General features: G+C 70.2%; 28 protein-coding genes. 3 read left to right on the top strand and 25 right to left on the bottom strand.

The window, feature by feature from the left end; all coding sequences use genetic code 11:
* Positions 1-25: 25 nt before the first annotated feature.
* The 3 genes from alr to HNQ79_RS06950 all read right to left on the bottom strand — a co-directional run bounded on the left by alr (position 26) and on the right by HNQ79_RS06950 (position 3995).
* On the bottom strand, positions 26-1249 hold the full coding sequence (gene alr, locus HNQ79_RS06960; RefSeq protein ID WP_185028726.1) for an alanine racemase: 1224 nt from the start codon (positions 1247-1249) through the stop codon (positions 26-28).
* 635 nt (positions 1250-1884) lie between these two features.
* The gene (locus HNQ79_RS06955) at positions 1885-3441 is read right to left on the bottom strand and encodes an NAD(P)H-hydrate dehydratase (RefSeq protein ID WP_185028057.1); all 1557 of its coding nucleotides are present in this window, start codon (positions 3439-3441) and stop codon (positions 1885-1887) included.
* A gap of 185 nt (positions 3442-3626) precedes the next feature.
* Positions 3627-3995 carry a holo-ACP synthase gene (locus tag HNQ79_RS06950; RefSeq protein ID WP_185028055.1) on the bottom strand — a complete coding sequence of 123 codons (369 nt, stop codon included), beginning with the start codon at positions 3993-3995 and terminating at the stop codon, positions 3627-3629.
* Positions 3996-4220: 225 nt separating this feature from the next.
* On the opposite strand from HNQ79_RS06950, the gene coaA reads away from it, so the two are divergent.
* Positions 4221-5207 (top strand): type I pantothenate kinase, encoded by a 987-nt coding sequence (gene coaA, locus HNQ79_RS06945; protein ID WP_185028053.1) that lies wholly within the window; start codon positions 4221-4223, stop codon positions 5205-5207.
* 114 nt (positions 5208-5321) lie between these two features.
* On the opposite strand, the gene glmM is transcribed toward coaA, so the two are convergent.
* The 4 genes from glmM to HNQ79_RS06925 all read right to left on the bottom strand — a co-directional run bounded on the left by glmM (position 5322) and on the right by HNQ79_RS06925 (position 9847).
* A complete protein-coding gene (gene glmM, locus HNQ79_RS06940; protein ID WP_185028051.1) occupies positions 5322-6680 on the bottom strand; it encodes a phosphoglucosamine mutase in 1359 nt (452 codons plus the stop codon).
* A gap of 143 nt (positions 6681-6823) precedes the next feature.
* Positions 6824-7351, bottom strand: coding sequence for a 30S ribosomal protein S9 (gene rpsI, locus HNQ79_RS06935; RefSeq protein WP_185028049.1), 528 nt, complete (start codon positions 7349-7351; stop codon positions 6824-6826).
* Between the two features lie 44 nt (positions 7352-7395).
* Positions 7396-7839: a 50S ribosomal protein L13 gene (gene rplM / locus HNQ79_RS06930; RefSeq protein ID WP_185028046.1), complete on the bottom strand. Its 444-nt coding sequence runs from the start codon at positions 7837-7839 to the stop codon at positions 7396-7398.
* A 388-nt stretch (positions 7840-8227) separates the two neighbouring features.
* Entirely contained in the window at positions 8228-9847 is a 1620-nt protein-coding gene (locus HNQ79_RS06925) for an ABC-F family ATP-binding cassette domain-containing protein (RefSeq protein WP_185028044.1), read from the bottom strand.
* Between the two features lie 525 nt (positions 9848-10372).
* Between HNQ79_RS06925 and HNQ79_RS06920 the strand changes: the two genes are divergently transcribed.
* Together HNQ79_RS06920 and HNQ79_RS06915 are read left to right on the top strand one after the other, a co-directional pair.
* Positions 10373-11236: a hypothetical protein gene (locus tag HNQ79_RS06920; protein WP_185028724.1), complete on the top strand. Its 864-nt coding sequence runs from the start codon at positions 10373-10375 to the stop codon at positions 11234-11236.
* A gap of 101 nt (positions 11237-11337) precedes the next feature.
* On the top strand, positions 11338-12531 hold the full coding sequence (locus tag HNQ79_RS06915; RefSeq protein ID WP_185028042.1) for a hypothetical protein: 1194 nt from the start codon (positions 11338-11340) through the stop codon (positions 12529-12531).
* 59 nt (positions 12532-12590) lie between these two features.
* Here HNQ79_RS06915 and HNQ79_RS06910 read toward each other — a convergent pair whose 3' ends face one another.
* The 18 genes from HNQ79_RS06910 to HNQ79_RS06825 all read right to left on the bottom strand — a co-directional run bounded on the left by HNQ79_RS06910 (position 12591) and on the right by HNQ79_RS06825 (position 24517).
* A complete protein-coding gene (locus tag HNQ79_RS06910) occupies positions 12591-13403 on the bottom strand; it encodes a hypothetical protein (RefSeq protein WP_185028041.1) in 813 nt (270 codons plus the stop codon).
* Between the two features lie 232 nt (positions 13404-13635).
* Positions 13636-14499: a tRNA pseudouridine(38-40) synthase TruA gene (truA, locus tag HNQ79_RS06905; protein ID WP_185028039.1), complete on the bottom strand. Its 864-nt coding sequence runs from the start codon at positions 14497-14499 to the stop codon at positions 13636-13638.
* 114 nt (positions 14500-14613) lie between these two features.
* On the bottom strand, positions 14614-15102 hold the full coding sequence (gene rplQ, locus HNQ79_RS06900; RefSeq protein WP_185028037.1) for a 50S ribosomal protein L17: 489 nt from the start codon (positions 15100-15102) through the stop codon (positions 14614-14616).
* A 97-nt stretch (positions 15103-15199) separates the two neighbouring features.
* Positions 15200-16222: a DNA-directed RNA polymerase subunit alpha gene (locus HNQ79_RS06895; RefSeq protein WP_185028035.1), complete on the bottom strand. Its 1023-nt coding sequence runs from the start codon at positions 16220-16222 to the stop codon at positions 15200-15202.
* A gap of 225 nt (positions 16223-16447) precedes the next feature.
* Positions 16448-16852, bottom strand: a complete 405-nt coding sequence (gene rpsK, locus HNQ79_RS06890) for a 30S ribosomal protein S11 (RefSeq protein WP_003948617.1) — start codon at positions 16850-16852, stop codon at positions 16448-16450.
* Positions 16853-16924: 72 nt separating this feature from the next.
* The gene (gene rpsM, locus HNQ79_RS06885) at positions 16925-17305 is read right to left on the bottom strand and encodes a 30S ribosomal protein S13 (RefSeq protein WP_185028033.1); all 381 of its coding nucleotides are present in this window, start codon (positions 17303-17305) and stop codon (positions 16925-16927) included.
* A gap of 195 nt (positions 17306-17500) precedes the next feature.
* The gene (gene rpmJ, locus HNQ79_RS06880; protein WP_009740505.1) at positions 17501-17614 is read right to left on the bottom strand and encodes a 50S ribosomal protein L36; all 114 of its coding nucleotides are present in this window, start codon (positions 17612-17614) and stop codon (positions 17501-17503) included.
* A 57-nt stretch (positions 17615-17671) separates the two neighbouring features.
* Positions 17672-17893: a translation initiation factor IF-1 gene (gene infA / locus HNQ79_RS06875; RefSeq protein ID WP_003956442.1), complete on the bottom strand. Its 222-nt coding sequence runs from the start codon at positions 17891-17893 to the stop codon at positions 17672-17674.
* A gap of 423 nt (positions 17894-18316) precedes the next feature.
* Positions 18317-19153 (bottom strand): type I methionyl aminopeptidase, encoded by an 837-nt coding sequence (map, locus tag HNQ79_RS06870; RefSeq protein ID WP_185028722.1) that lies wholly within the window; start codon positions 19151-19153, stop codon positions 18317-18319.
* A gap of 126 nt (positions 19154-19279) precedes the next feature.
* Positions 19280-19933, bottom strand: coding sequence for an adenylate kinase (locus HNQ79_RS06865; RefSeq protein WP_185028031.1), 654 nt, complete (start codon positions 19931-19933; stop codon positions 19280-19282).
* Positions 19933-21252 carry a preprotein translocase subunit SecY gene (gene secY, locus HNQ79_RS06860; RefSeq protein WP_185028029.1) on the bottom strand — a complete coding sequence of 440 codons (1320 nt, stop codon included), beginning with the start codon at positions 21250-21252 and terminating at the stop codon, positions 19933-19935. Before secY ends, HNQ79_RS06865 begins: the two co-directional genes overlap by 1 nt.
* Before the next feature lie 223 nt (positions 21253-21475).
* Positions 21476-21931 (bottom strand): 50S ribosomal protein L15, encoded by a 456-nt coding sequence (gene rplO, locus HNQ79_RS06855; protein ID WP_185028027.1) that lies wholly within the window; start codon positions 21929-21931, stop codon positions 21476-21478.
* Between the two features lies 1 nt (position 21932).
* Positions 21933-22115 carry a 50S ribosomal protein L30 gene (rpmD, locus tag HNQ79_RS06850; RefSeq protein ID WP_185028025.1) on the bottom strand — a complete coding sequence of 61 codons (183 nt, stop codon included), beginning with the start codon at positions 22113-22115 and terminating at the stop codon, positions 21933-21935.
* Positions 22115-22717: a 30S ribosomal protein S5 gene (gene rpsE / locus HNQ79_RS06845; protein WP_030084329.1), complete on the bottom strand. Its 603-nt coding sequence runs from the start codon at positions 22715-22717 to the stop codon at positions 22115-22117. The genes rpmD and rpsE overlap by 1 nt, the downstream gene beginning before the upstream one ends.
* 46 nt (positions 22718-22763) lie before the next feature.
* Positions 22764-23147 (bottom strand): 50S ribosomal protein L18, encoded by a 384-nt coding sequence (gene rplR, locus HNQ79_RS06840; protein ID WP_185028023.1) that lies wholly within the window; start codon positions 23145-23147, stop codon positions 22764-22766.
* Positions 23148-23150: 3 nt separating this feature from the next.
* Positions 23151-23690 (bottom strand): 50S ribosomal protein L6, encoded by a 540-nt coding sequence (gene rplF, locus HNQ79_RS06835; RefSeq protein ID WP_185028021.1) that lies wholly within the window; start codon positions 23688-23690, stop codon positions 23151-23153.
* A 21-nt stretch (positions 23691-23711) separates the two neighbouring features.
* Positions 23712-24110: a 30S ribosomal protein S8 gene (gene rpsH, locus HNQ79_RS06830; RefSeq protein ID WP_067163170.1), complete on the bottom strand. Its 399-nt coding sequence runs from the start codon at positions 24108-24110 to the stop codon at positions 23712-23714.
* Positions 24111-24331: 221 nt separating this feature from the next.
* Positions 24332-24517, bottom strand: a complete 186-nt coding sequence (locus tag HNQ79_RS06825) for a type Z 30S ribosomal protein S14 (RefSeq protein ID WP_003956452.1) — start codon at positions 24515-24517, stop codon at positions 24332-24334.

The raw sequence follows: 24517 nt of genomic DNA, 5'->3' as shown, positions 1-24517 counted from the left end.
CCGCTCCTCGCTGCTGCGCTGGTGCCTAGCTGTCCCCGGACGCCCTGTCGCGCGCGTCCGGGCCCCCGTCGACATCCCCATCGACATGGACGCGCGGCACGCGCTGACCGATGCGCGTGACGATCTCGTACGCGATCGTGTCAGCGGCCCGCGCCCAGTCCTCGGCGGTCGGCTCGCCCTGTTCACCCGAGCCGAACAGGATCGCTTCTGCCCCCGGTTCGACGGTTTCACCGCCCAGGTCGACCACGAACTGGTCCATCGCGACGCGACCGCAGGCCCGCCGCCACCGGCCGCCGACGAGAACCGGGCCGCGCCCCGATGCGTGGCGCGGCACGCCGTCCGCGTACCCCAACGGGATCAGGGCGAGAGTGGTGTCGTGTTCGGTGACGTAGTGGTGCCCGTAACTGACGCCGTGCCCCGCCGGGACCTGTTTGACCAGGGCGACGGAGGCACTGAGCTTCATCACCGGGCGCAGGCCCAGCTCGGCGGGCGTGCCGAGTTCGGGGCTCGGCGAGACGCCGTACATCGCGATTCCGGTCCGTACGAGATCGAAGTGCGCGTGCGGGAGGGTCAGGGTGGCCGGTGAGTTGGCGAGGTGGCGCACCTCGGGGGTGAGGCCGCGGGTCTCGGCGTACGCGACCATCTCCCGGAACGCGGTGAGCTGAAGGTCGATGGACGGGTGGCCGGGCTCGTCGGCGCACGCGAAGTGCGACCACAGACCGGTCACCTTCACCGTGCCCTCGGCCTCGGCGGCGCGGGCCGCGGCGACCAGTCCGGGCCAGTCGGCGGGCTGGCAGCCGTTGCGGCCCAAGCCCGTGTCGGCCTTCAGCTGGATCTTCGCCGTGCGGCCCAGGGCGCGGGCGGCGTCGCTTACCTCGCGCAGCGACCACAGGCCGCTGATCCCCATGTCGAGACCGGCCTCGATCGCCTCCCGCCAGGGCCCGCCCGGGGTCCACAGCCAGCACATCACGCGCGCGTCGGCCTCGGTGATCCCGGCGGCGCGCAGGGCGAGCGCCTCCTGCGGGGTGGCCGTGCCGAGCCAGGTGGCACCCGCCTGGAGGGCGGCGCGGGCACAGGGCAGCGCGCCGTGCCCGTACGCGTCGGACTTCACGACGGCCATCAGTGCGGCGCGCGGGGCGCGCTCGCGCAGCGACCGGACGTTGGCGCGCAGGGCGGCGAGGTCGATCTCGGCGCGGGCGCGCACGGGGGGCAGCGCCGTCGCCTGCGTCACCTCTGTCACCGACTGCATCATCGCCCTGCTCATCACGTCGTTCGTCCCGGTCTTCACGGTCATCGCCCCCAGTCTCGCAGAGCGGTCCGGCACACCCGGCGCAGGCTGCGCACCGGCGGCCCGCCGCCGGGCGGCCCCACGAGCCGCCCGGCACGCGCCTGCTCACGCCGTGCCACACCGTCGGCCCGGCCGATTCACCCGTGCGGCAGGCCGTGCGTGGTGCACGGGGCGAACGGGCCGCCGGATGAGACGCAGCGGCAGGCTCGCGTCCAGGAGCCCGCCGCACGCCGCGGAAGCTGAGGAATCCATGGAGCGCGCCCCCTCGTCCGCATACCCGCGCTGTCCGCCCTCGTGGCCGTGGCGGTCGTCGCCGCCCCGGTGCCGTCCGCGTCAGCCACCCCCTCGGGGGCCGCCGTCCCGGCCACGTACGCCGCGCCCGGACCGCCGTGCACCCGCGCCCACCGGCCCGTACCGGGCGGAACTGAAACGCAAGCTGCGCCTCAAGGTCGACGGCAAGCAGTCACCGGCGGACTGCGTCGCCATCCGCGGACTCCAGCGAACATCCCCGTCACCTGGAACCTCAAGACCCCCCTCACCCCCACCCATCCCTAACCCCCGCCACACACCCCGCCCTGTGGGCAGAGGGCCGCCCCCTACCCCCTCCCCACCCCCCGCCAGGCCCCCGCCACCGCACCCGCCACATCGCCCGCCCCCACCGGCGCACCCCGCGCCGCCGACCTCCCCGCCAGCCCGTGCAGATACGCCCCCACCGACGCCGCGTCCACCGCCGCCAGGCCCGCCGCCAGCAGCGACCCCACCAGCCCCGACAGCACGTCCCCGCTGCCCGCCGTCGCCAGCCACCCCGTCCCCGTCGGGTTGACGCGCACCGGCCGCCCCCCGTCCGGCGGCGCGACGAGCGTCGTCGACCCCTTGAGCAGCACCGTCGCCCCGTACTTGACCGCCAGTTTCCGTACGGAGTCCAGCCGCCCCGACTCCACCTCCGCGCGCTCCACCCCGAGCAGCCGCGCCGCCTCCCCCGCGTGCGGCGTCAGCACCGTGGGCGCGCTCCGCCCCCGTACCTCCTGCGGGTCGAGGCCCGCCAGGGCGTCCGCGTCGAGGAGCACCGGCACGTCCGACGCCAGTACGTCGGCCCGCGCGTCCTTCACCCGGTCGTCCAGTCCGGGACCGATCACCCACGACTGCACCCGCCCCGCGTCCGCGGGCGCCCCCCCGCTCACCAGCACCTCGGGAAACCGGGCCAGCACCGCGTCCCCGCCCTGCCCGACGTAGCGCACCGCGCCCGCGCCCCCGTGGAGCGCGCCCGCGACGGCGAGCACCGCCGCCCCCGGGTAGCGGGCCGAACCGGCGACGACGCCCACCACGCCCCGCCGGTACTTGTCGCTCTCCGCAGCCGGTACGGGCAGCAGCGCGGCCACGTCGGCGTGCTGGAGCGCCTCCAGGTCGGCGGGGGTCCCGGCGGTCTCCAGCCCGAGATCGACGAAGCGCAGCGCCCCGGCCCGTTCCTTCGCCGGGTCGATCAGCAGCCCCGGCTTGTACGCCCCGAACGTCACGGTCACGTCCGCCCGTACGCATGCGCCGTCCACCCGGCCGCTGTCGGCGTCGACGCCGCTCGGCAGGTCCACCGCGACCAGCACCGCCCCGGAGGCCTCGGCCGCGCGCACCAGCGGCACCGCTTCGGGGCGCAGCCCTCCCCGGCCGCCGATCCCGGTGATCGCGTCCATGACCAGATGGGCGCGGTGCAGCGCCACGTACGCGGCGGACCCGGTACCGCCACCGGCGTGCGCCAGCGGGGCGGCGGGCCCGTCCGCACCCGTCCCGTGACCCTCGTGCACCTCGTGCACCTCGTGCACCTCGTGCGGTCCCGTCACGACCCGGCCCCCGGCGGCCATCAGCGCGGCGAGTCCGCCCGGGTGCGCCCGCTGCCGCGCGTCGACGAGCACGGCCGTCACACCGGCCCCGCGCCGGGCGAGCCGCGCCCCGGCGTACAGGGCGTCGCCCCCGTTGTCGCCGGCGCCGACGAGCAGCACCACCCGGGCGCCGTACACACGCCCCGGCGCCCGGCCCAGCAGGTCGGCGCAGGCGGCGGCCAGTCCCGCCGCCGCCCGCTGCATCAACGCCCCTTCGGGCAGCCGTTCCATGAGCTCGCGCTCGGCGTTCCGTACGGTCTCCACGCTGTAAGCAGTACGCATACGCCCGAGTCTGCTCCCACACGCCCCCGCTCACACACCGGCCGCTCGGCGACCCGCCGATCAGCGAGCACCCGCCCGGCGGCCCGGTCGTCCTGCCCGGCGCCGCGTGCCACGGCTGCCCCGCGGGACCTGTGGTCGGCTGACCCGTGACCCGCCTCCGCCCAGCCCCTCCGCCGGCCCGCCCGTCACCCCTCCGCGATCACCACCGCCGAGGCCACCCCCGCGTCATGGCTGAGCGACACGTGCCAGGACCGCACGCCCAGCGCCTCGGCCCGTGCGGCGACGCTCCCCGACACCCGCAGCCTCGGCTGCCCGCTCTCCTCGACGTACACCTCGGCGTCCGTCCACAGCAGCCCGGCCGGCGCCCCCAGCGCCTTGGCGAGGGCCTCCTTGGCGGCAAACCTCGCCGCCAGCGAGGCGATGCCCCTGCGCTCCCCGCTCGGCAGCGTCAACTCCCGTTCGGAGAAGAGGCGTTCGGCCATCTGCGGGGTGCGCTTCAGCGCCGCCCCGAACCGCTCGATCTCGGCGACGTCGATCCCGACCCCAACAATCACGTGTCCACCCTCGCTCACTCGCTCACACCACGGTCACGGCCCCGCCGGGCCTCCGCCGCACAGCCCCGCGGCCCCGCGAAGAAGGTCCTGCGGGGGCGCGACGAGGACCGACGGCTGAAGAAGCGTAGGCGTACCCGGCGCCCGGACCGGCCGGTCGGCGGTCCCGCCCCCACGTGACCCACCCCACCCCCCTCGATCGGCGACAAGCGGCCCCGACCCCCGACAATGGACCGTGTGATCACTTCGCCGCCACGAAGCTCCCACCGCCGGGCAGAGTCGTCCCCGTACCTGGACCTCACCCGTGCCGAGTGGAGCGCCCTGCGCGAGAAGACGCCGCTGCCCCTCACCGCCGAGGAGGTCGAGCGGCTGCGCGGTCTGGGCGACGTCATCGACCTCGACGAGGTGCGCGACATCTACCTCCCGCTGTCCCGGCTCCTCAACCTCTACGTGGGGGCGACCGGCAACCTCCGCGGCGCCCTCAACACCTTCCTCGGTGAGAACGGCACCCAGCGCGGCACCCCCTTCGTCATAGGGGTCGCGGGCAGCGTCGCGGTCGGGAAGTCCACCGTCGCCCGTCTCCTCCAGGCACTCCTCGCCCGCTGGCCGGAGCACCCGCGCGTGGAACTCGTCACCACGGACGGCTTCCTCTACCCGATGAAGGAGCTGGAGAAGCGCGGCCTGATGGCCCGCAAGGGCTTCCCCGAGTCGTACGACCGCCGCGCCCTGACCCGGTTCGTCGCCGACGTGAAGGCCGGAAAGGACGAGGTCACCGCACCCGTCTACTCGCACCTGATCTACGACATCGTCCCCGACCAGCGCCTCACCGTGCACCGCCCGGACATCCTCATCGTCGAGGGGCTCAACGTCCTGCAGCCCGCCCTGCCCGGCAGCGACGGCCGCACCCGGGTCGGTCTCGCCGACTACTTCGACTTCTCGGTGTACGTCGACGCGCGCGCCGAGGACATCGAGCAGTGGTACCTCAACCGGTTCCGCAAGCTGCGCGCGACCGCCTTCCAGAACCCGTTCTCCTACTTCCGCAAGTACACCCAGGTGTCCGAGGAGGAGGCGATGGCGTACGCCCGCAACACCTGGCGCACCATCAACCGCGCCAACCTCCTGGAGAACGTGGCCCCCACCCGCGGCCGGGCCACCCTGGTCGTCCGCAAGGGCCCCGACCACAAGGTCCAGCGGCTGTCGCTGCGCAAGCTCTGACCGCTTCCGTACGTACGGGAGGGGCCCGACCGTCGCACTCCCGGTCGGGCCCCTCCCGTACTGCCGTCATCCACGTACGGCGGTGCCGCCGTACGTGGATACGGTGCGCGTCGCTCAGCCCAGCGCGGACTTCACCACGTCGGCCAGCCGCTCCGCGACCGCCTTCGCCTGTTCGATGTCGGCGGCCTCCACCATCACCCGTACCAGCGGCTCGGTGCCCGAGGGGCGCAGCAGTACCCGGCCGGTGGAGCCCAGCTCGCGCTCGGCCTCGGTGACGGCAGTCGCCAGCTCCGGCGACGTGCCGACCCGCGACTTGTCGACGTCCGGGACGTTGATGAGGATCTGCGGCAGCCGCGTCATGACGCCCGCGAGGTCCGCGAGGGTGCGGCCGGTGGCGGCGACCCGGGCGGCCAGCATGAGACCGGTCAGGGTGCCGTCGCCGGTGGTGGCGTGGTCGAGGACGATGACGTGCCCGGACTGCTCGCCGCCGAGGGCGTAGCCGTGCTCCTTCATCGACTCCAGCACGTAGCGGTCGCCCACGCCGGTCTGCACGACCTCGATGCCCTCGCCCTCCATGGCCAGCTTGAAGCCGAGGTTGGACATCACGGTGCCGACGACGGTGTTCTTGCGGAGCTGACCGGCCTCGCGCATGGCGAGCGCCAGCACGGCGAGGATCTGGTCGCCGTCGACCTCGTTGCCCGCCGCGTCCACGGCCAGGCAGCGGTCGGCGTCGCCGTCGTGGGCGATGCCCAGGTCGGCGCCCTGCTCGACGACGGCGGCCCGCAGCCGCTCCATGTGGGTGGAGCCGTAGCCGTCGTTGATGTTGAGGCCGTCGGGCTCGGCGCCGATGGTGACGATCTCGGCCCCGGCCCGCGCGAAGGCCTCGGGGGAGACCCGGGAGGCCGCGCCGTGCGCCTCGTCGAGGACGACCTTCAGGCCGTCGAGACGGTTCGGCAGGACGCCCATCAGGTGCGCGATGTACTTGTCGAAGCCCTCGTCGTAGTCCGAGACGCGGCCCACGCCGCCGCCGGTCGGACGGTCCCAGGAATCCCCGCCGCGGTGCTGCGTGTAGACCTTCTCGATCCGCGCCTCCAGCTCGTCGGCCAGCTTGTGGCCGCCGCGCGCGAAGAACTTGATGCCGTTGTCGGGCATCGCGTTGTGGCTGGCGGAGAGCATCACGCCGAGGTCGGCGCCCAGCGCACCGGTGAGATACGCCACCGCCGGGGTGGGCAGCACACCGACGCGCAGGACGTCCACGCCCGCGCTCGCCAGGCCCGCCACGACGGCGGCCTCCAGGAACTCTCCCGAGGCGCGCGGGTCGCGGCCGACCACGGCCGTCGCCCGGTGGCCCTCGAAAGTGCCCGCCTCGGCGAGCACGTGCGCCGCCGCGACCGACAGACCGAGCGCGAGCTCCGCCGTCAGATCCGCGTTGGCCACACCGCGCACGCCGTCCGTGCCGAAGAGTCGTCCCACAGCTGTCCTCCGAAATACTCCGAAAACGCAAACCCCTGAGCGTCTTCTGCCCGTTGTACGCCCACGGTTGAATTAAACGAACGCCCCGGCGGCACGAAGAGTGCCACCGGGGCGAACGGTGATGCTGCCGAGCAAGCTCGTGATTAACGCTTGCTGTACTGCGGCGCCTTGCGGGCCTTCTTGAGACCGGCCTTCTTGCGCTCGACCGCACGGTCGTCGCGGGAGAGGAAGCCGGCCTTCTTCAGCGTGGCGCGGTTGTTGTCGACGTCGGCCTCGTTCAGCGCGCGGGCGACACCGAGACGGAGCGCACCGGCCTGACCGGACACGCCGCCACCCGAGATACGGGCGATGACGTCGTAGCGGTCGTCCAGTTCGAGCACCTTGAAGGGCTCGTTGACTTCCTGCTGGTGGACCTTGTTCGGGAAGTAGTCCTCGAGCGTACGCCCGTTGATCTTCCACTTGCCGGAGCCCGGAACGATCCGGACACGGGCGATGGCGTTCTTGCGACGGCCAAGGCCGGCGGCGGGCTGCGGGTCGCCGAAGCGGCCGGCGAGCGACTCGCTGGTGTACTCGCCCTCGACGGGAACCTCCGACTCGAAGGTGGTCACCTCAGCGAAGGTCTCTTCGCCCTCGGTGCCCTCGACGGGGTTCTCAACAGTGGTCTCGGCCACGATTCTCCTCAGATCTTTCTGTACGTCTTAGGGGGTGGCCGGAACTACTGCGCGACCTGGGTGATCTCGAACGGAACAGGCTGCTGGGCAGCGTGCGGGTGCTGGTCGCCCGCGTAGATCTTCAGCTTCGAGAGCATCTGACGGCCCAGGGTGTTCTTGGGGATCATGCCCTTGATGGCCTTCTCGACGGCCTTCTCCGGGCTCTTCTCCATGAGCTCGTCGTAGCGCATCGAACGCAGACCGCCCGGGAAACCGGAGTGGCGGTACGCCATCTTCTGGGTCTTCTTGTTGCCGGAGAGGTGGATCTTCTCGGCGTTGATGATGATGACGAAGTCACCCATGTCCATGTGCGGGGCATAGGTCGGCTTGTGCTTGCCTCGCAGGAGGTTCGCTGCCGTGGTCGCCAGACGGCCCAGGACGATGTCCTGAGCGTCGATGATGTGCCACTGGCGAGTGACATCGCCGGGCTTGGGGCTGTACGTACGCACTTCGTAGCCTTCGCTTCTTCAGTGGATGGGATCCAGACACACCTGAAGCGATCATGCAGCTGGGGCCCGCAATGCCGGGGACGATGCCCGTATGCGAGCCACTGGTAACTGCTCCAGGGAACCTACGTAAGGGCCGATCGCGTGAGTACGCCGATGCCGATACGCATAACAACAGCCGAGACTACCCGCGTCCCCCCGGACGGGTCAAAACGCGCTGCCCCTCGTCGGCCCCCTGCTGGCTCCCCCGGGCGACGGGGCCGCGCCCCCAGCGGGGCGGAACGGGCGGGCAAGGAGGGCGGCCGGCCCCCGGAACCGATCCCCCACCCGGGCCCGCCCCAGCACCGGTCCCGCGCACCTGCAAGCCCCGGCGGGCCCCGGACGCCGGCCCCTACCGCGCCCGCTCCACCCTGCGCTCGTCCCACACCGGCTCGGCCGTCTCCCGTACGACCCCGTCCGAACCGAAGACCAGGTAGCGGTCGAAGGACTTCGCGAACCACCGGTCGTGCGTGACGGCCAGCACCGTCCCCTCGTACGCCTCCAGCCCCTCCTGAAGCGCCTCGGCCGACTCCAGGTCCAGGTTGTCCGTCGGCTCGTCGAGCAGCAGCGCGGTGGTCCCCCGCAGTTCGAGCAGCAGGATCTGGAACCGGGCCTGCTGCCCGCCCGACAGCCGGTCGAAGTTCTGGTCGCCCTGCCCCTCCAGCTCGTACCGGCGCAGCACGGACATCGCGCCGCCCCGGTCCTTGGAGTGCTCCGCCCACAGGATGTCGACCAGAGTCCGTCCCATCAGCTCCGGATGCGCGTGCGTCTGGGCGAAGTGCCCGGCCACCACCCGCGCCCCCAGCTTCCAGGTGCCCGTGTGCGCGACCTCCTCCCCGGCCAGCAGCCGCAGGAAGTGCGACTTCCCCGACCCGTTCGACCCGAGTACGGCGACCCGCTCCCCGTAGAAGACCTCCAGGTCGAACGGCTTCATCAGCCCGGCCAGCTCCAGGCCCTCGCACGTCACGGCCCGCACCCCGGTCCGGCCGCCCCGCAGCCGCATCGTGATGTCCTGCTCGCGCGGCGGCTCGGGCGGCGGGCCGGCCTCCTCGAACTTCCGCAGCCTGGTCTGCGCCGCGTGGTACCGGGACGCCAGCTCGTGGCTGATGGAGGCCGCCTGCCGCAGGTTCAGCACCAGCTTCTTCAGCTGCGCGTGCTTCTCGTCCCAGCGCCGCCGCAACTCCTCGAAGCGCGCGAACCGTTCCTTGCGGGCCTCGTGGTACGTGTCGAACCCACCACCGTGGATCCACACCTCCGACCCCGCCGGCCCCGGCTCCACACTCGCGATCTTCTCCGCGGCCCGCGACAGCAGCTCCCGGTCGTGGCTGACGAAGAGAACCGTCTTGCGCGTCTCCTTCAGCTTCCCCTCCAGCCACCGCTTGCCCGGCACGTCCAGGTAGTTGTCCGGTTCGTCGAGCAGCAGCACCTCGTCCGGCCCCCGCAGCAGCGCCTCCAGCACCAGCCGCTTCTGCTCACCGCCACTGAGCGTGCGCACCTCACGCCACTGCGCCTTCTCGTACGGCACCCCGAGCGCGGCCATGGTGCACATGTCCCAGACGGTCTCCGCCTCGTACCCCTGCACCTCCGCCCAGTCGCTCAGCGCCTGCGCGTACTCCATCTGCGCGGCCTCGTCGTCCCGCTCCAGGATGGCCGTCTCAGCCTTGTCGACGGCGGCGGCAGCGGTACGGATCCTCGGCTGAGCCACCGAGACCAGCAGGTCGCGTACGGTCCGCTCGTCGCGTACGGACCCCACGAACTGCCCCATCACACCGAGCCCGCCGCTCACGGTCACCGACCCGCCGTGCGCCTGCAGCTCCCCCGCGATGATCTTCAGCAGCGTCGTCTTGCCCGCCCCGTTGGGCCCGACGAGGGCAACGACGGCCCCTTCCCCCACCCGGAACGAGACGTCACCGAGCAGCACCCGCCCGTCCGGCAGGTAGTACTCGACGTGGCCGACCTCAAGATGTCCCATGCCGTGCATTCTCGCCGCCCGGCGCTCCCCGCCCCAACCGGATTACGACGCCGGCCCGGCACCGCACCCGTCCCGCCCGCCCCAACGGGCCCCGACAGCCCGTACACCGCACCGATCCGCCTCGTTAGGATGCGCGGCATGAGCTTCGGGCATGGGGGGCCCTCCGGCGGCCCCGCGGGACAGCCCCCGCACGGCAACACCCCACCGCACCAGGAGGGTGACGACACCGCCCGGCATCCGGACCCGCGGTCCACCCCACCGGGCCGGGACGACGGGAACCCGTGGCCGGGGCAGGCCGGCCGGAGCCACACGCCGGGACAGGACGGGCGCAGCCCCGGGAACGGGCAGTACGGCCAGCCCGCCCGGCGACCCGTCGCGGACATGCCCCCGGTGCAGCTCGTCCAGCCCACCCCTGTCACCGCACCCACACCCGCATCCGCACCAATTCCGGCGCAGGGACCCGCGCCCGCATCCGCCCCCGGTCGGTTCCCCCTCCCTCCCCTGCCCCCCTCGTCCGCCGGTCCCATCGGCAGCTCCGGCAGCACCGCCGGCACCGGGCCGAACGGGAGCACCGGTCCGACCGGCCCCACCCCCGACTGGTCCGCCCTCGCCGACGCCGCGGCGACCCGGTCCCGCCGCAAGCGACTTCTCTACGTCGGCGGTGGCGTGCTGGCCACTCTCGCCGTCGGCGCACTCGTCGCCACGGCGGTCGTCTCGTCCGGCAGTCCCTCCGACGGCAAGAACGCCGCTCTCCCCTCGGCCGAGTCCCTTCCCGCCGAGGGCAACGCCCCCACTCCGTCCTTCTCCCCGGTGGCCCCGCCGCCCCCGCCGGACCCGAAGGAGTTCATTTCCCACGCCCAGAAGGACAGGGCCCCGCTGAGCGCAGCCACACTCTTCCCGGGCAGGACCCTCGCGCTGGAGGGCCGCACGTACACCAAGGGCGCCACGCACCAGACCAACGAATGCGCCGCCACCACCCAGGGCGCACTCGGCGGCATCCTCACCCGCAACGGCTGCGGCCAGGTCATCCGGGCGACGTTCATCAAGAACAACACCGCGGTGACGGTCGGCGTGGCCGTCTTCGGCACGGAAGCCCAGGCGCTCAAGGCCAAGGAGCAGGTGAAGGACGGCATCGCCTCCCTCCCCGGCTCCGGCGTCCCCACCTTCTGCCGCAACGGCACGATCTGCCGCAAGACCGCCAACTCCTACGGGCGTTACGCCTACTTCACCGTCGGTGGCTTCACCGACAACAAGACGGACGTCACCACCGCGGACAAGTCCGTCTACGCCCTGGGCGACGACGCGGCCAAGTACACCTTCCTCCGCATCCACGAACGAGGCCGCGCCCAGGCCTCCGCCGCCGCGGCCTCCGGCACCGTCAACGGCTGACCCGGCCCCGCGCCTCCACCCCTCTGGCGGCCCACCCGCCCCCTGACTACCCTGACGCCGGGGCGGCGCACGGGCCCGCCCACGGTCGGGGGCTGCCACACATGTATACGGACGACGACGACCACCAAGCACCGGACTCCCCCGCCGCGCCCGCCGCAGGGAGTGCCGAAGCCTCCCCCCGAGGCCAAGCCCCAGCCACCTCCGGCACCGGCACCGGCACCGGCACCGGCACCGGCAAAGCCGACCCGGGCGCAGCCCACGCCCCCTCAAACGGCGATCCCGCCCCGAACGGCCCCACCCGCAACAGCCCCGCCCGCAACGCCCCTCCGCCCGCCGGTCCCACGCCCGGCTGGCCCCAGTTGCGCCTCAGTGCTCCCCTCGCCCCGGTTGCCCCCGGTGCCGCCCCCATCCGGTCCCGGTCGCCCTCCAGCTCTCCGCGCAGTCCCCGTACCGAGGAGGAAGCACCGGGCACCCAGGCCGCCCGAGGGCCGCGCGGTCCGCGGCTCGCCGCCCCGCGTCCCCTGCCTCCGCGGGCCCCACGTCCCGGGCTCCCGGTCCGCCGCTCACCGGACCCCGCCACCACCACCCTGCGCACCGGCGGCCGCCCGCAGGACCCGCCCACCACCACCCTGCGCACACCACCGGCTCAGCTGCCCGGCCTGCCCCAGCCCGGCAGGGGCCACGGCTCCCACGGCCCCCGGCCACCCACCGGAGCCCACACCGGAGACCCGCAGCACCAGCCACCGCATCCCGCCCCCCGCTACCACCAGCACCGCCAGTACCCGGACGAACTCCCCGCCCCCGGCCCGTCCCACGCGGCCACACCGGCCGACGCGCACGCCGCGCTCCGCCGTCGCGCCACCGGCCCGACCACCGGTCTCCTGCACTCCGTCGGCTTCACGCTGCTCGCTGTCGTCGAGTACTTCCGCAGCCTCGTCAACAACCTCTCCCCGGTCCAGCGCGCCGCCGGTGGCTCGGCCGAGCTGCGTGACATAGCCGCCTTGCAGGGGGACCTGCTGCACCAGGACTGGTATCAGGCGGTCGGCGACCTCGCCCGGATCGCCACCTTCGACCAGCCCCGCGCAGCCCTCTGGGCCGCCGTCTTCCTCGCGCTCGTCGTACGCCTCAACCGCAGCGGCCCCGCCCGCCTCCAGATCGTCCTGTCGGTTCTGGCCGCCGGCTACTGCGGGCTGCTCGCCCTGGTCTGGTTCCCGTTCCTGTACGGCCTCGGCGGCGCGAGCGTCGCCGCCCTGGCGGCGACCGGTGCCCTCCTCTGGGCCGCCACCCGCCGCTGACCCAAGGCTTGCGGCCGCGCCCCGGGACCGACACACCGCGCCCCGAGTCTCCCCGCGGGCTACCCCCGGTAGACCATCGTGCAGAGCAGCGTGTCTCCCCCGTCGACCTGCCACGACCAGTAGTACGTCCGGTCCCTGGCCGCCCGCGCGCAGTCCCCCGGCGCGCGCCCGGACGAAGGGCCGTACACCCCGGTGATGTGCAGGACCGTGTCGTAGGGGGCCGCGGGCCGTTTTACCGTGCAGTCGACCGCCGTCATCGATCCCAGCCGCATCCGTGCACCGCCCTGGCCGCCCTCGCGTTTCTCCGCCAGCACGCAGTACCCGGCCCGGTACCGCCGGGTCAGGCACAGGACCCGCTTTCCGGCGTCGCTCACGCTCACGACGTACGACAGTCCGTCGCCCGTCGGGCAGGCGCTCCACCCGGTCCGTACCGCGCTCACCCGGGTCAGCCCGGCGTCTCCGGAACAGGCGGCCTTCCGCGGTATTCGGGTGTTCCAGCCCTTTCCCGTGTCGAAGAGGGCGAGGCAGTCCCCGGCCCGTACCGCGGCGAACGCCCGAGCCCGCTCCTCCGCGTCCGGCTCGTCGTCCCGTTCGCCCGCGTTGTCACCCGCACCGCCGCCCCCGCTCGCGGCAGCCCCCGTACCCTTCCCGGAGCTCGCGGCGACGCCACCGGAGGGGACGGTCCCCGAGCTGCCCGAAGTCCCGGACGCGGCGGGCGGCTTCGACGCCCGGGGAATGCCGAGCACCGCGCCGACCGCCCCCGTCCTGCGCCCCCCGTCGCCCTCCTCCCACACCTGTGGCAGCACCCCGGCCACCAGCGCCAGCACCGCGACGAACAGCACCACCGCCCCGCGCTTCTGTGCCCCCGTCATCACAGCCCCCAAGGCCCCACCGCTCGGAAGCCCCCCGTGAGCCACCCGAGTCGATGCGTGAAATCACCATCGCACAGCCCTCTGACAATGCCCCCGACCCAGCAAACCCGAGCCCCGCCCCTCAGAGCCCCGGCCCCCGGACTCAGGGCCCCGGCGCCGGACAGTCGCCGCACACCCCACCGCCCGAACCCGCCCGGAGCCACCCAGCCCCGGCCCTCAACCCCTCACGCCCTCAACAGCACCCGCCCCCGCCACCCGTCGGCAGCGTCCGCACGTTCCGCGCCTCCACGGCCCGCGCCGCCAGCAACTCGTCCGCCGGATACGCCACTTCCTCCAGCGTCAGCCCGTGCGCCTTCACCACGTGCACCGACGAGTCCCGTACCCCGGCGGCAAGGACCTTCGCCGGCCACTCCACCCCGCGGTGCCCGTCCCCCACGTACAGCAGCGCGCCCACCAGCGACCGGACCATGTTGTGGCAGAACGCGTCGGCCCGCACCGTCCCGGTGACGACGCCGTCCGCCCCCCGCTCCCACCACAGCTCCTGGAGGGTACGGATCGTCGTCGCTCCCTCCCGCTTCTTGCAGTACGCCGCGAAGTCGTGCTCCCCGAGCAGCCCCGCCGACGCCGCGTTCATCGCGTCGACGTCCAACGCCCAGTCGTGCCACAGCACGTGGCTGCGGATCAGCGGATCCACACCCCCCGGGTGGTCCGAGACCCGGTACCGGTAGCGCCGCCAGATCGCCGAGAACCTGGCGTTGAAACCGGCCGGCGCCTCCGCCACCCGCCACACCCGCACGTCGTGCGCCAGCCGTCCCGCCAGCCGTCGCAGCAGCTTCTCCCGGTGCTCCTGCCAGACGTCCACCGGCAGGTCCACGTGCGCGACCTGGCCGCGCGCGTGCACCCCCGCGTCGGTCCGCCCGGCCACCGTCAGGTCGAAGTTCCGTTCCGACCGCGTCACCGTCCGCAGCGCCGCCTCGATCTCCCCCTGCACGGTCCGCCGCCCGCTGGGCTGCTTCGCCCACCCGGAGAACTCCCTGCCGTCGTACGAGAGGTCCAGCCGCACCCGTACGAACCCGTCCGCCACCTCGTCAGCCACAGCCAACCTCCACACTCACGCCCACTGAGGACCCACCGACCCGAAGACCCGCAACGCGGAACGGGCCCGCCCCCAGAAAAACTGGGGACGGGCCCGTCCACGTACTGCTCGGTGCTACTTGGACTCGTCGCCCTCGGGCTTCGTGTCCTCGACGCCCTCGGCCTGGTCGGCCTTCTTGGCGTCGTCTTCCTTGACCGCGCGCTTCGTCGCAGCCTCGGCCTCGCCGACAGCGTTCTGCTGCACGGTCAGGGCCTCGACCAGCTCGATGACCGCCATCGGGGCGTTGTCGCCACGACGGTTGCCGATCTTCGTGATGCGGGTGTAACCACCGGGGCGGTTCTCGTAGCGCGGCGCGATCTCGGTGAAGAGCGTGTGGACGACGCTCTTGTCCGTGATCGTCTGAAGGACCAGGCGACGGTTGTGGATGTCGCCCTTCTTCGCCTTGGTGACGAGACGCTCGGCGACGGGGCGCAGGCGGCGGGCCTTGGCCTCCGTCGTCGTGATGCGGCCGTGCTCGAAGAGCGACTTCGCCAGGTTGGCGAGGAGCAGCTTCTCGTGCGCGGCGCTGCCGCCCAGACGGGCACCCTTTGCGGGACGCGGCATGGTGTTTCTCCTTGTGATCTGCACCGGCCGTATCAGGTACCGGTGTCAGTTACCGACGGGCTAGTGCCCGCCGGAAGATTTCAGCAGTCCCTGAGGACTAGTACTGCTCGGTCTCCACGAAACCGGCATCCGCGTCGTCGTCGGCGCCGAAGGCGTCGGCGGCGGCGGTCGGGTCGAACCCGGGAGGGCTGTCCTTGAGGGCCAGGCCCATGCCGTTGAGCTTCATCTTGACCTCGTCGATCGACTTCGCACCGAAGTTGCGAATGTCGAGCAGGTCCGCCTCGGAGCGGGCCACGAGCTCGCCCACCGAGTGGATGCCCTCGCGCTTGAGGCAGTTGTACGACCGAACGGTGAGCTCCAGCTCCTCGATCGGCAGCGCCAGATCGGCGGCCAGGGCGGCGTCCGTCGGGGACGGACCCATGTCGATGCCCTCGGCGTCGATGTTGAGCTCGCGCGCCAGACCGAACAGCTCGACCAGGGTCTTGCCTGCGGACGCCATGGCGTCACGCGGGCGCATGGCCTGCTTGGTCTCGACGTCGACGATCAGCTTGTCGAAGTCGGTGCGCTGCTCGACACGGGTCGCCTCGACCTTGTACGTGACCTTGAGCACCGGGGAGTAGATGGAGTCGACCGGAATACGACCGATCTCCTGGCCCACCTGCTTGTTCTGGACGGCGGAGACGTAACCGCGACCGCGCTCGACGGTCAGCTCCATCTCCAGCTTGCCCTTGCCGTTGAGCGTGGCGAGGACCAGGTCCGGGTTGTGCACCTCGACACCGGCCGGGGGCGCGATGTCGGCAGCGGTGACCAGGCCGGGACCCTGCTTGCGCAGGTACATCACGACCGGCTCGTCGTGCTCCGAGGAGACGACCAGCTGCTTGATGTTGAGGATGAGGTCGGTGACGTCCTCCTTGACGCCCGGCACGGTGGTGAACTCGTGCAGGACACCGTCGATCCGGATGCTGGTGACAGCGGCACCCGGGATGGACGACAGGAGGGTACGGCGCAGCGAGTTGCCGAGCGTGTAACCGAAGCCGGGCTCCAGCGGCTCGATGACGAACCGGGAGCGGTACTCGTCGACGACCTCTTCGGTCAGCGACGGGCGCTGTGCAATAAGCATGGGGTTCCTTTGTTCTTGGCGCCCACTATTTGACGCCAACTACCACAAGGGTACGGGCGGTACGCCTCGTAAGAGCCGTACCGCCCGAAACGTGACCCGGGCAGCGAGGAGGTCGGTCTCCACGCCGCCCGCGTCACGACTGTGCTTTTCCGGGGGACAACCCCCGAACCCCCGGCCGTACAAGCGGTACGGCCAGGAGGCACGGCGCCGTGAGGCGCCGATGGGTCAGACGCGACGGCGCTTCGGCGGGCGGCAGCCGTTGTGCGGCGTCGGGGTGACGTCCTGGATCGAGCCGACCTCCAGGCCGGTGGCCTGGAGCGAGCGGATCGCGGTCTCGCGGCCGGAGCCCGGACCCTTGACGAAGACGTCGACCTTGCGCATGCCGTGCTCCTGCGCGCGGCGGGCGGCCGACTCGGCGGCCATCTGCGCGGCGAAGGGGGTCGACTTGCGCGAGCCCTTGAAGCCCACGTGGCCGGCGGAGGCCCACGAGATCACGTTGCCGGTCGGGTCCGTGATGGACACGATCGTGTTGTTGAACGTGCTCTTGATGTGCGCGTGGCCGTGAGCGACGTTCTTCTTTTCCTTGCGGCGCACCTTCTTGGCAGCGCCCTGACGTCCCTTGGGGGGCATGTCTTACTCCAGATGGAGAGGGAGGTGATCGGTCCTACAGCGAAGACCGCTTGAAAAGCGTCCGGCTGAGGACTACTTCTTGCCCGGCTTCTTCTTACCGGCGATGGCGCGACGCGGGCCCTTGCGGGTACGAGCGTTCGTGCTGGTGCGCTGGCCGTGGACCGGCAGGCCGCGACGGTGACGCAGGCCCTGGTAGGAACCGATCTCCACCTTGCGGCGGATGTCGGCCTGCACCTCGCGACGGAGGTCACCCTCGGTCTTGAGGTTGGCGTCCACGTACTCGCGGATCTTGACGAGGTCCTCTTCGGCCAGGTCGCGAACACGGGTGTTCGGGTTCACACCGGTGGCGGCAAGGGTTTCCTTCGCCAGGGTGCGGCCGATGCCGAAGACGTAGGTGAGGGCGATCTCCACACGCTTTTCGCGCGGGATGTCAACACCTGAAACGCGTGCCATTCAATGGCTCCAGTTGTTAGTTCGGGGGTCTTCCACAGAGCTGCTCCCGGCCGCCGACCCCACGAGTGAGGTGGTACGTCCGGGTCCCCGGCCCCCGCCGGAGGTGCCGCCGGCCCTGTCGACCGGTCGTGCCCTGCGTATGTACGAATTGCTTGCGTCGCGCGAAGAACTGCGAGATGCAGGAAAGGTCGTGCGTCAGCCCTGGCGCTGCTTGTGGCGCAGGTTTTCGCAGATGACCATGACCCGGCCGTGACGGCGGATCACCTTGCACTTGTCGCAGATCTTCTTGACGCTCGGCTTGACCTTCATGGGATGTCAGGTTCTCCGGGTCAGTGCCACTAGCCCCCCGGAAGGGGCACGGCAGATCTACTTGTACCGGTAGACGATCCGGCCACGCGTCAGGTCGTACGGAGAGAGCTCCACGACGACCCGGTCATCCGGGAGGATGCGGATGTAGTGCATCCGCATCTTGCCGCTGATGTGCGCGAGGACTTTGTGACCGTTCTGCAGTTCCACCTTGAACATTGCGTTCGGGAGGGACTCGATCACGGTGCCCTCGATTTCGATGGCACCTTGCTTCTTGGCCACGCTTCGCCCTTCGAATCGGCTACCTTGATCGACTCTCATGCGGTCTACCGGCAGATTGCAGGCATACGGATGCACGAGAGCCGACGAGTCAGTCTACGTCAGGCCCCTCGAAAAGACGAATCCGTCAAGTTTGCCCAACACTGATGATCGTTATGCGGCATTCACCCCACCGGCACGGGCCCGACGCGGAGCAGCACCGTACGGCCCAGTCGGGAAACTCCCCCTGGACCCGCCGCCCGCGAACCTCAGCCCAGCGGGTCGGGAGCCGCCGTGATGCCGGCACCTCCCCCCACGCAGCCCTCGCGGGCTCGACGCCCAGAGGCGCCTCACCTGCTTCGTACTGCCGCGCCGGCCTCCGACCGGCAAGGCGCGACCGACCGGAGCCGGACGAGAAACACCCGGACCACCCGCCGCCCGCGAACCTCAGCCCAGCGGGTCGGGAGCCGCCGTGATGCCGTACTCCGCCAGCTTCGCCTTGCCGCCGTCGACCGCGGTCAGCACCAGCGGGCCGTCCTCGGTGAGGGCGATGGAGTGCTCCCAGTGCGAGGACCAGGTGCCGTCCGTCGTGATGACGGTCCAGTCGTCGGCGAGCACCTCGGTCTGCGCGGTGCCCAGCGAGACCATCGGCTCGATGGCCAGGCACACGCCGGGGACCAGCTTGATGCCCTTGCCGCGCTTGCGCGTGACGTAGTTCAGCAGGTGCGGGTCCATGTGCATCTCGGAGCCGATGCCGTGCCCGCCGTAGTCCTCGATGATCCCGTACTTGCCGGTGGCCGGCCGCGGCTGGCGGCGGATGTAGCCCTCGATGGACTTCGAGATGTCGACGAGCCGGTTGCCCTGCTTCATGGCGGCGATACCCGCCCACATCGACTCCTCGGTGACCCGGGAGAGCTCGACCAGCTCGGGCGCGTGGCCGCTGCCGACGAAGGCGGTGTACGCCGCGTCGCCGTGCCAGCCGTCGATGATCGCCCCGCAGTCGATGGAGATGATGTCGCCGTCCTTGAGGACGGTCTTCTCGTCCGGGATGCCGTGCACGACGACCTCGTTCACCGAGGTGCAGATGGTGGCCGGGAAGCCGCCGTACCCCAGGAAGTTGGACTTCGCGCCGTGCTCGGCGAGCACCTTGCGGGCGACCTCGTCGAGGTCCTTCGTACTGGCGCCGGGAACGGCCGCCTCACGGGTCGCCGCGTGAATGGCGGCGACGACCAGCCCCGCCTCACGCATCTTCGCGATCTGCTCGGGAGTCTTGATCTCCACCATGGATGTGCCTTCCACGCTCGTTTGTCTTCGGTCTCAACAGTACGGCCGCACGGAGAAGGCCGCGGCGCCTCAAGGACACCGCGGCCTTCACCGTCGTACGTATGGAACCCGGCAGCGTACGGCTGCCTAGGCAGTCCTGTTCAGGGCGTCCATCGCGCGCTCGGTCACCTCGGCGACCTTGCCCTCCGCGGAGAGGGTGACCACCAGGCCCTGCGCCTTGTAGTGGTCGATGATGGGCTCGGTCTGCGTGTGGTAGACGTCGAGCCGCTTGCGCACGGTCTCCTCGGTGTCGTCCGGACGCTGGTAGAGCTCGCCACCGCAGACATCGCAGACGCCCTCGGTCTTCGGCGGGCTGTACGTGGCGTGGAAGACGTGGGCGGAATCGTTGCGGCAGATGCGCCGGCCGGCGATCCGCTTCACGACCTCTTCCTCCGGGACCTCCAGGTCCAGAACCGCGTCCAGCTCCTGCCCCTGGTCCTTCAGCGCCGCGTCCAGGGCCTCGGCCTGGAAGACGTTGCGCGGGAAGCCGTCGAGCAGGAACCCGTTCTCGGCGTCGCTCTGGGCCATACGGTCCAGCGCCATACCGATCGTGACCTCGTCGGGGACCAGATTTCCGGCATCCATGATGGCCTTGGCCTGCTTGCCGAGGGCGGTGCCCTGGCTGATGTTGGCCCGGAAGAGGTCTCCCGTCGAAATGTGCGGGATCGACAGGTTCTTGGCGAGGAACGCGGCTTGCGTTCCCTTGCCCGCGCCCGGCGGCCCGACGAGGACGATACGCATCAGCGGAGGAACCCTTCGTAATTGCGCTGCTGGAGCTGGCTCTCGATCTGCTTCACGGTCTCCAGACCCACACCCACGATGATGAGGATGCTTGTGCCGCCGAACGGGAAGTCCTGGCTGGCACCGAAGCCGGCCAACGCCATCGTCGGCACGAGAGCGATCAGACCCAGGTACAGCGATCCCGGCCACGTGATGCGGTTCAGCACGTAACTCAGGTACTCAGCAGTAGGTCGACCTGCCCGGATGCCCGGGATGAAGCCACCATACTTCTTCATGTTGTCGGCAACTTCCTCGGGGTTGAACGAGATCGCCACATAGAAGAAGGCGAAGAACACGATCAACAGGAAGTACGTCGCGATGTAGTACGGATGGTCGCCCTTGGTCAGGTTCGAGGAGATCCACTGCGCCCACGGCGCGGAGGAACCGGAGAACTGGACGATCAGGGCCGGGATGTAGAGCAGCGACGAAGCGAAGATGACGGGGATGACACCCGCCTGGTTCACCTTCAGCGGGATGTAAGTGGAGGTCCCGCCATACGACTTGCGGCCGACCATGCGCTTCGCGTACTGGACGGGAATGCGGCGCTGCGCCTGTTCGACGAAGACCACGAGGCCGACCATCGCGAACCCGACGAGGATCACGATGCCGAACTCGATCCACCCGTCGGCCATCTTGCCGCCCTCCTTGATGGACCACAGGGAGGTCGGGAAGCCGGCGGCGATCGAGATGAACATCAGGATGGACATGCCGTTGCCGATGCCGCGGTCCGTGATGAGCTCGCCGAGCCACATCACCATCGCGGTGCCGGCGGTCATCGTGATGACCATGACCATCGTCGTGAAGATGGACTTGTCGGGGACGATCTGCGAGCGGACCGACTCGGGGCAAGCCTGGAACAGCGCACCGGAGTTGGCGGTCGCGACCAGGCCGGTGCCCTGGAGGACGGCCAGCGCCACGGTCAGATAACGCGTGTACTGCGTGATCTTCGCCGTGCCCGACTGCCCCTCCTTCTTCAGGGCTTCGAGCCGGGGAATGACCACGGTCAGCAGCTGAAGAATGATGCTCGCCGTGATGTACGGCATGATGCCGAGCGCAAAAATGCTGATCTGCAACAGCGCGCCACCGCTGAACATCTGCATCATCCCGAGGAGCCCGCCGCCGGACTCCGCCTGGTTCAGGCAGATCTGGACGTTCTTGTAGCTCACACCGGGAACCGGGACGTGGGACCCCAGCCTGAACAGCACGATGATGCCGAGTGTGAAGAGCAGCTTCTTGCGCAGGTCGGGCGTCTTGAACGCCCGGGCGAACGCGGTGAGCACGGTGCCTCCTGCGACCCCCGCGCTACTGCGTCAAGGGTGACGGTATTGAGGATCGACGAATACGTATCAGTCAAAGAACGAGCGGACAGCGTTGTGGGCACACCGCGCGAAAGTTAACAGTGCACGCCACCATACCGGCGGACCCCGCCCCCTAGGAACGACCAACCGGGGATGCCCCATATGAGAGGCATCCCCGGTCGGATGTTCAAGCCATCGAGCTGTCTCAGACGAGCTCGGTGACGCTGCCGCCGGCGGCAGCGATCTTCTCCTTGGCGGAGGCGGAAACGGCGTCAACCGAAACCGTCAGCGCCACGGAGATCTCGCCCTGGCCCAGGACCTTGACGAGGGAGTTGTTGCGCACCGCGCCCTTGGCGACCAGGTCGGCCACCGTGACCTCTCCACCCTCGGGGTAGAGAGCGCCGAGCTTGTCCAGGTTCACGACCTGGTACTCGGTGCGGAACGGGTTCTTGAAGCCCTTGAGCTTCGGCAGACGCATGTGGAGGGGCATCTGCCCACCCTCGAAGCGCTGCGGAACCTGGTAACGGGCCTTCGTGCCCTTGGTACCACGACCTGCGGTCTTACCCTTCGACGCCTCACCACGGCCCACACGGGTCTTCGCGGTCTTGGCGCCCGGGGCGGGCCGGAGGTTGTGGACCTTCAGCGGGTTGTTCTCCGCCATGTCAGTCGACCTCCTCAACCGTCACGAGGTGGCGGACGGTGTGAACCATTCCGCGGAACTCGGGGCGGTCATCCTTGACAACCGAGTCGTTCAGGCGCTTGAGGCCGAGCGAACGCAGGGTGTCGCGGTGGTTCTGCTTGCTGCCGATGTACGACTTCGTCTGCGTGATCTTGAGGCGAGCCATTACGCACCCGCCCCAGCACGTGCACGAAGGAGAGCCGCGGGGGCGACGTCCTCGAGGGGCAGACCGCGGCGGGCCGCGATCTCCTCGGGACGCTGCAGGCCCTGGAGGGCCGCCACGGTCGCGTGCACGATGTTGATCGCGTTGGACGAGCCAAGCGACTTCGACAGGATGTCGTGAACGCCTGCGCACTCGAGCACGGCACGCACCGGGCCACCGGCGATAACACCGGTACCGGGGGACGCCGGCTTGAGCAGGACGACGCCCGCGGCCTTCTCACCCGTGATCGGGTGAGGGATCGTGCCCTGGATGCGCGGAACCTTGAAGAAGTTCTTCTTGGCTTCCTCGACACCCTTGGCGATGGCCGCGGGAACTTCCTTGGCCTTGCCGTAACCGACACCTACGGTGCCGTCACCGTCTCCGACCACGACGAGCGCGGTGAAGCTGAAGCGACGACCACCCTTGACAACCTTGGCAACGCGGTTGATCGCGACAACGCGCTCAACGTAAGCGGTCTTCTCGGCGGCAGCGCCACCGTCGCGACCCTTCCGGTCCCGCCGCTCGCCGCCACCGGCACCGCTTCCGCGGCGCTGGGGTCCAGCCATTGGATTTACCTCTCTCTGTTACGTCCGTTAGTCCCGGAACCGGGGCTTAGAACTTCAGCCCGGCTTCGCGGGCGGCGTCAGCCAGAGCGGCAATGCGCCCGGCGTACCTGTTGCCACCACGGTCGAACACGACGGTCTCGACGCCGGCGGCCTTCGCACGCTCGGCGACAAGCGCGCCAACCTGCTTGGCCTGGGCGCTCTTGTCGCCCTCGCCGCCGCGGATCGAGGTGTCCAGGGTCGACGCCGACGCGAGCGTGTGGCCCGCGATGTCGTCGATGACCTGCGCCACGATGTTGCGGTTGGAGCGGGTCACGACCAGGCGAGGACGCTCCGGCGTACCGGAGACGTGCTTGCGGATGCGGACGTGACGACGCTTGATGGCAGCGCGCTTGTACGCGTCACCCTTGGCGATCTTTACACCGTATGCCATGGCTTACTTACCCGCCTTTCCGACCTTGCGGCGGATGACCTCGCCGGCGTACTTGACGCCCTTGGCCTTGTACGGGTCGGGCTTCCGCAGCTTGCGGATGTTAGCGGCGACCTCGCCGACCTTCTGCTTGTCGATGCCCTCGACGCTGAGCTTCGTGGGCGACTCGACCTTGAAGGTGATGCCTTCGGGGGCCTCGATAACGATGGGGTGGCTGTAGCCCAGGGCGAACTCCAGGTTGGAGCCCTTCGCCTGGACTCGGTAACCGACACCGCTGATCTCGAGCGCCTTGCTGTATCCCTGGGTCACGCCGGTGATCATGTTCGCCACCAGCGTGCGGGACAGGCCGTGCAGGGCCTTGTTCTGACGCTCGTCGTTGGGACGGGTGACGTTGAGAACGCCGTCCTCGTCCTTAACAATCTCGATCGGCGCAGCAACAGTGTGCGAGAGGGAACCCTTGGGGCCCTTCACGGCAACCGTGCGGCCGTCGATGGTGACGTCCACACCAGCGGGAACCTGGATGGGGAGCTTGCCGATTCGCGACATGAGCTTTCCTTCCTTTCCCGACTACCAGACGTAGGCGAGGACTTCCCCACCTACGCCCTTCTTGCCTGCCTGCTGGCCGGTCAGAAGACCGTGCGACGTGGAGATGATCGCCACGCCGAGGCCGCCGAGGACCTTGGGCAGGTTGGTGGACTTCGCGTAAACACGCAGACCCGGCTTCGAAATACGCTTGATGCCGGCAATCGAACGCTCGCGGTTGGGCCCGAACTTGAGCTCAAGGACGAGGTTCTTGCCGACCTCGGCGTCCTCGACCTTCCAGCCCGTGATGAAGCCCTCCTGCTGGAGGATCTCCGCGATGTGCGACTTGATCTTGCTGTGCGGCATCACGACGGTGTCGTGGTACGCCGAGTTCGCGTTACGCAGACGCGTGAGCATGTCTGCGATGGGATCAGTCATGGTCATGAATTGGCCTTCGGCCTCTCTCGCCGGGGTTTCCTGTATGCGCCATCCCTCTCCCCACTCAGAGGCGGGACGGGTGCGGTGCGGGGACCTACGGCGTAGTAAGTCGTTATGGGCGGCAGGCGCCCAACCCTTCTAGCCTACGGCATCGAGGGTGGGGCTCCTGCCGACCAGATACTTACCGAGAGCCCTGGAAAATCGGTACGCCCAAAGGGGAGTACGGACTACCAGGAGCTCTTGGTCACGCCCGGCAGCTCGCCACGGTGAGCCATCTCACGAAGGCACACGCGGCACAGGCCGAACTTGCGGTAAACGGAGTGGGGCCGGCCACAGCGCTGGCAGCGCGTGTACGCACGCACGCCGAACTTCGGCTTGCGAGCGGCCTTAGCGATCAGAGCCTTCTTCGCCAC

Source organism: Streptomyces candidus, from assembly GCF_014207445.1.
In the GTDB taxonomy this organism is placed as follows: domain Bacteria; phylum Actinomycetota; class Actinomycetes; order Streptomycetales; family Streptomycetaceae; genus Streptomyces; species Streptomyces candidus.
Note: the sequence above shows the minus strand (reverse complement) of the source record. Positions and strands in the feature narration are given on the sequence as shown.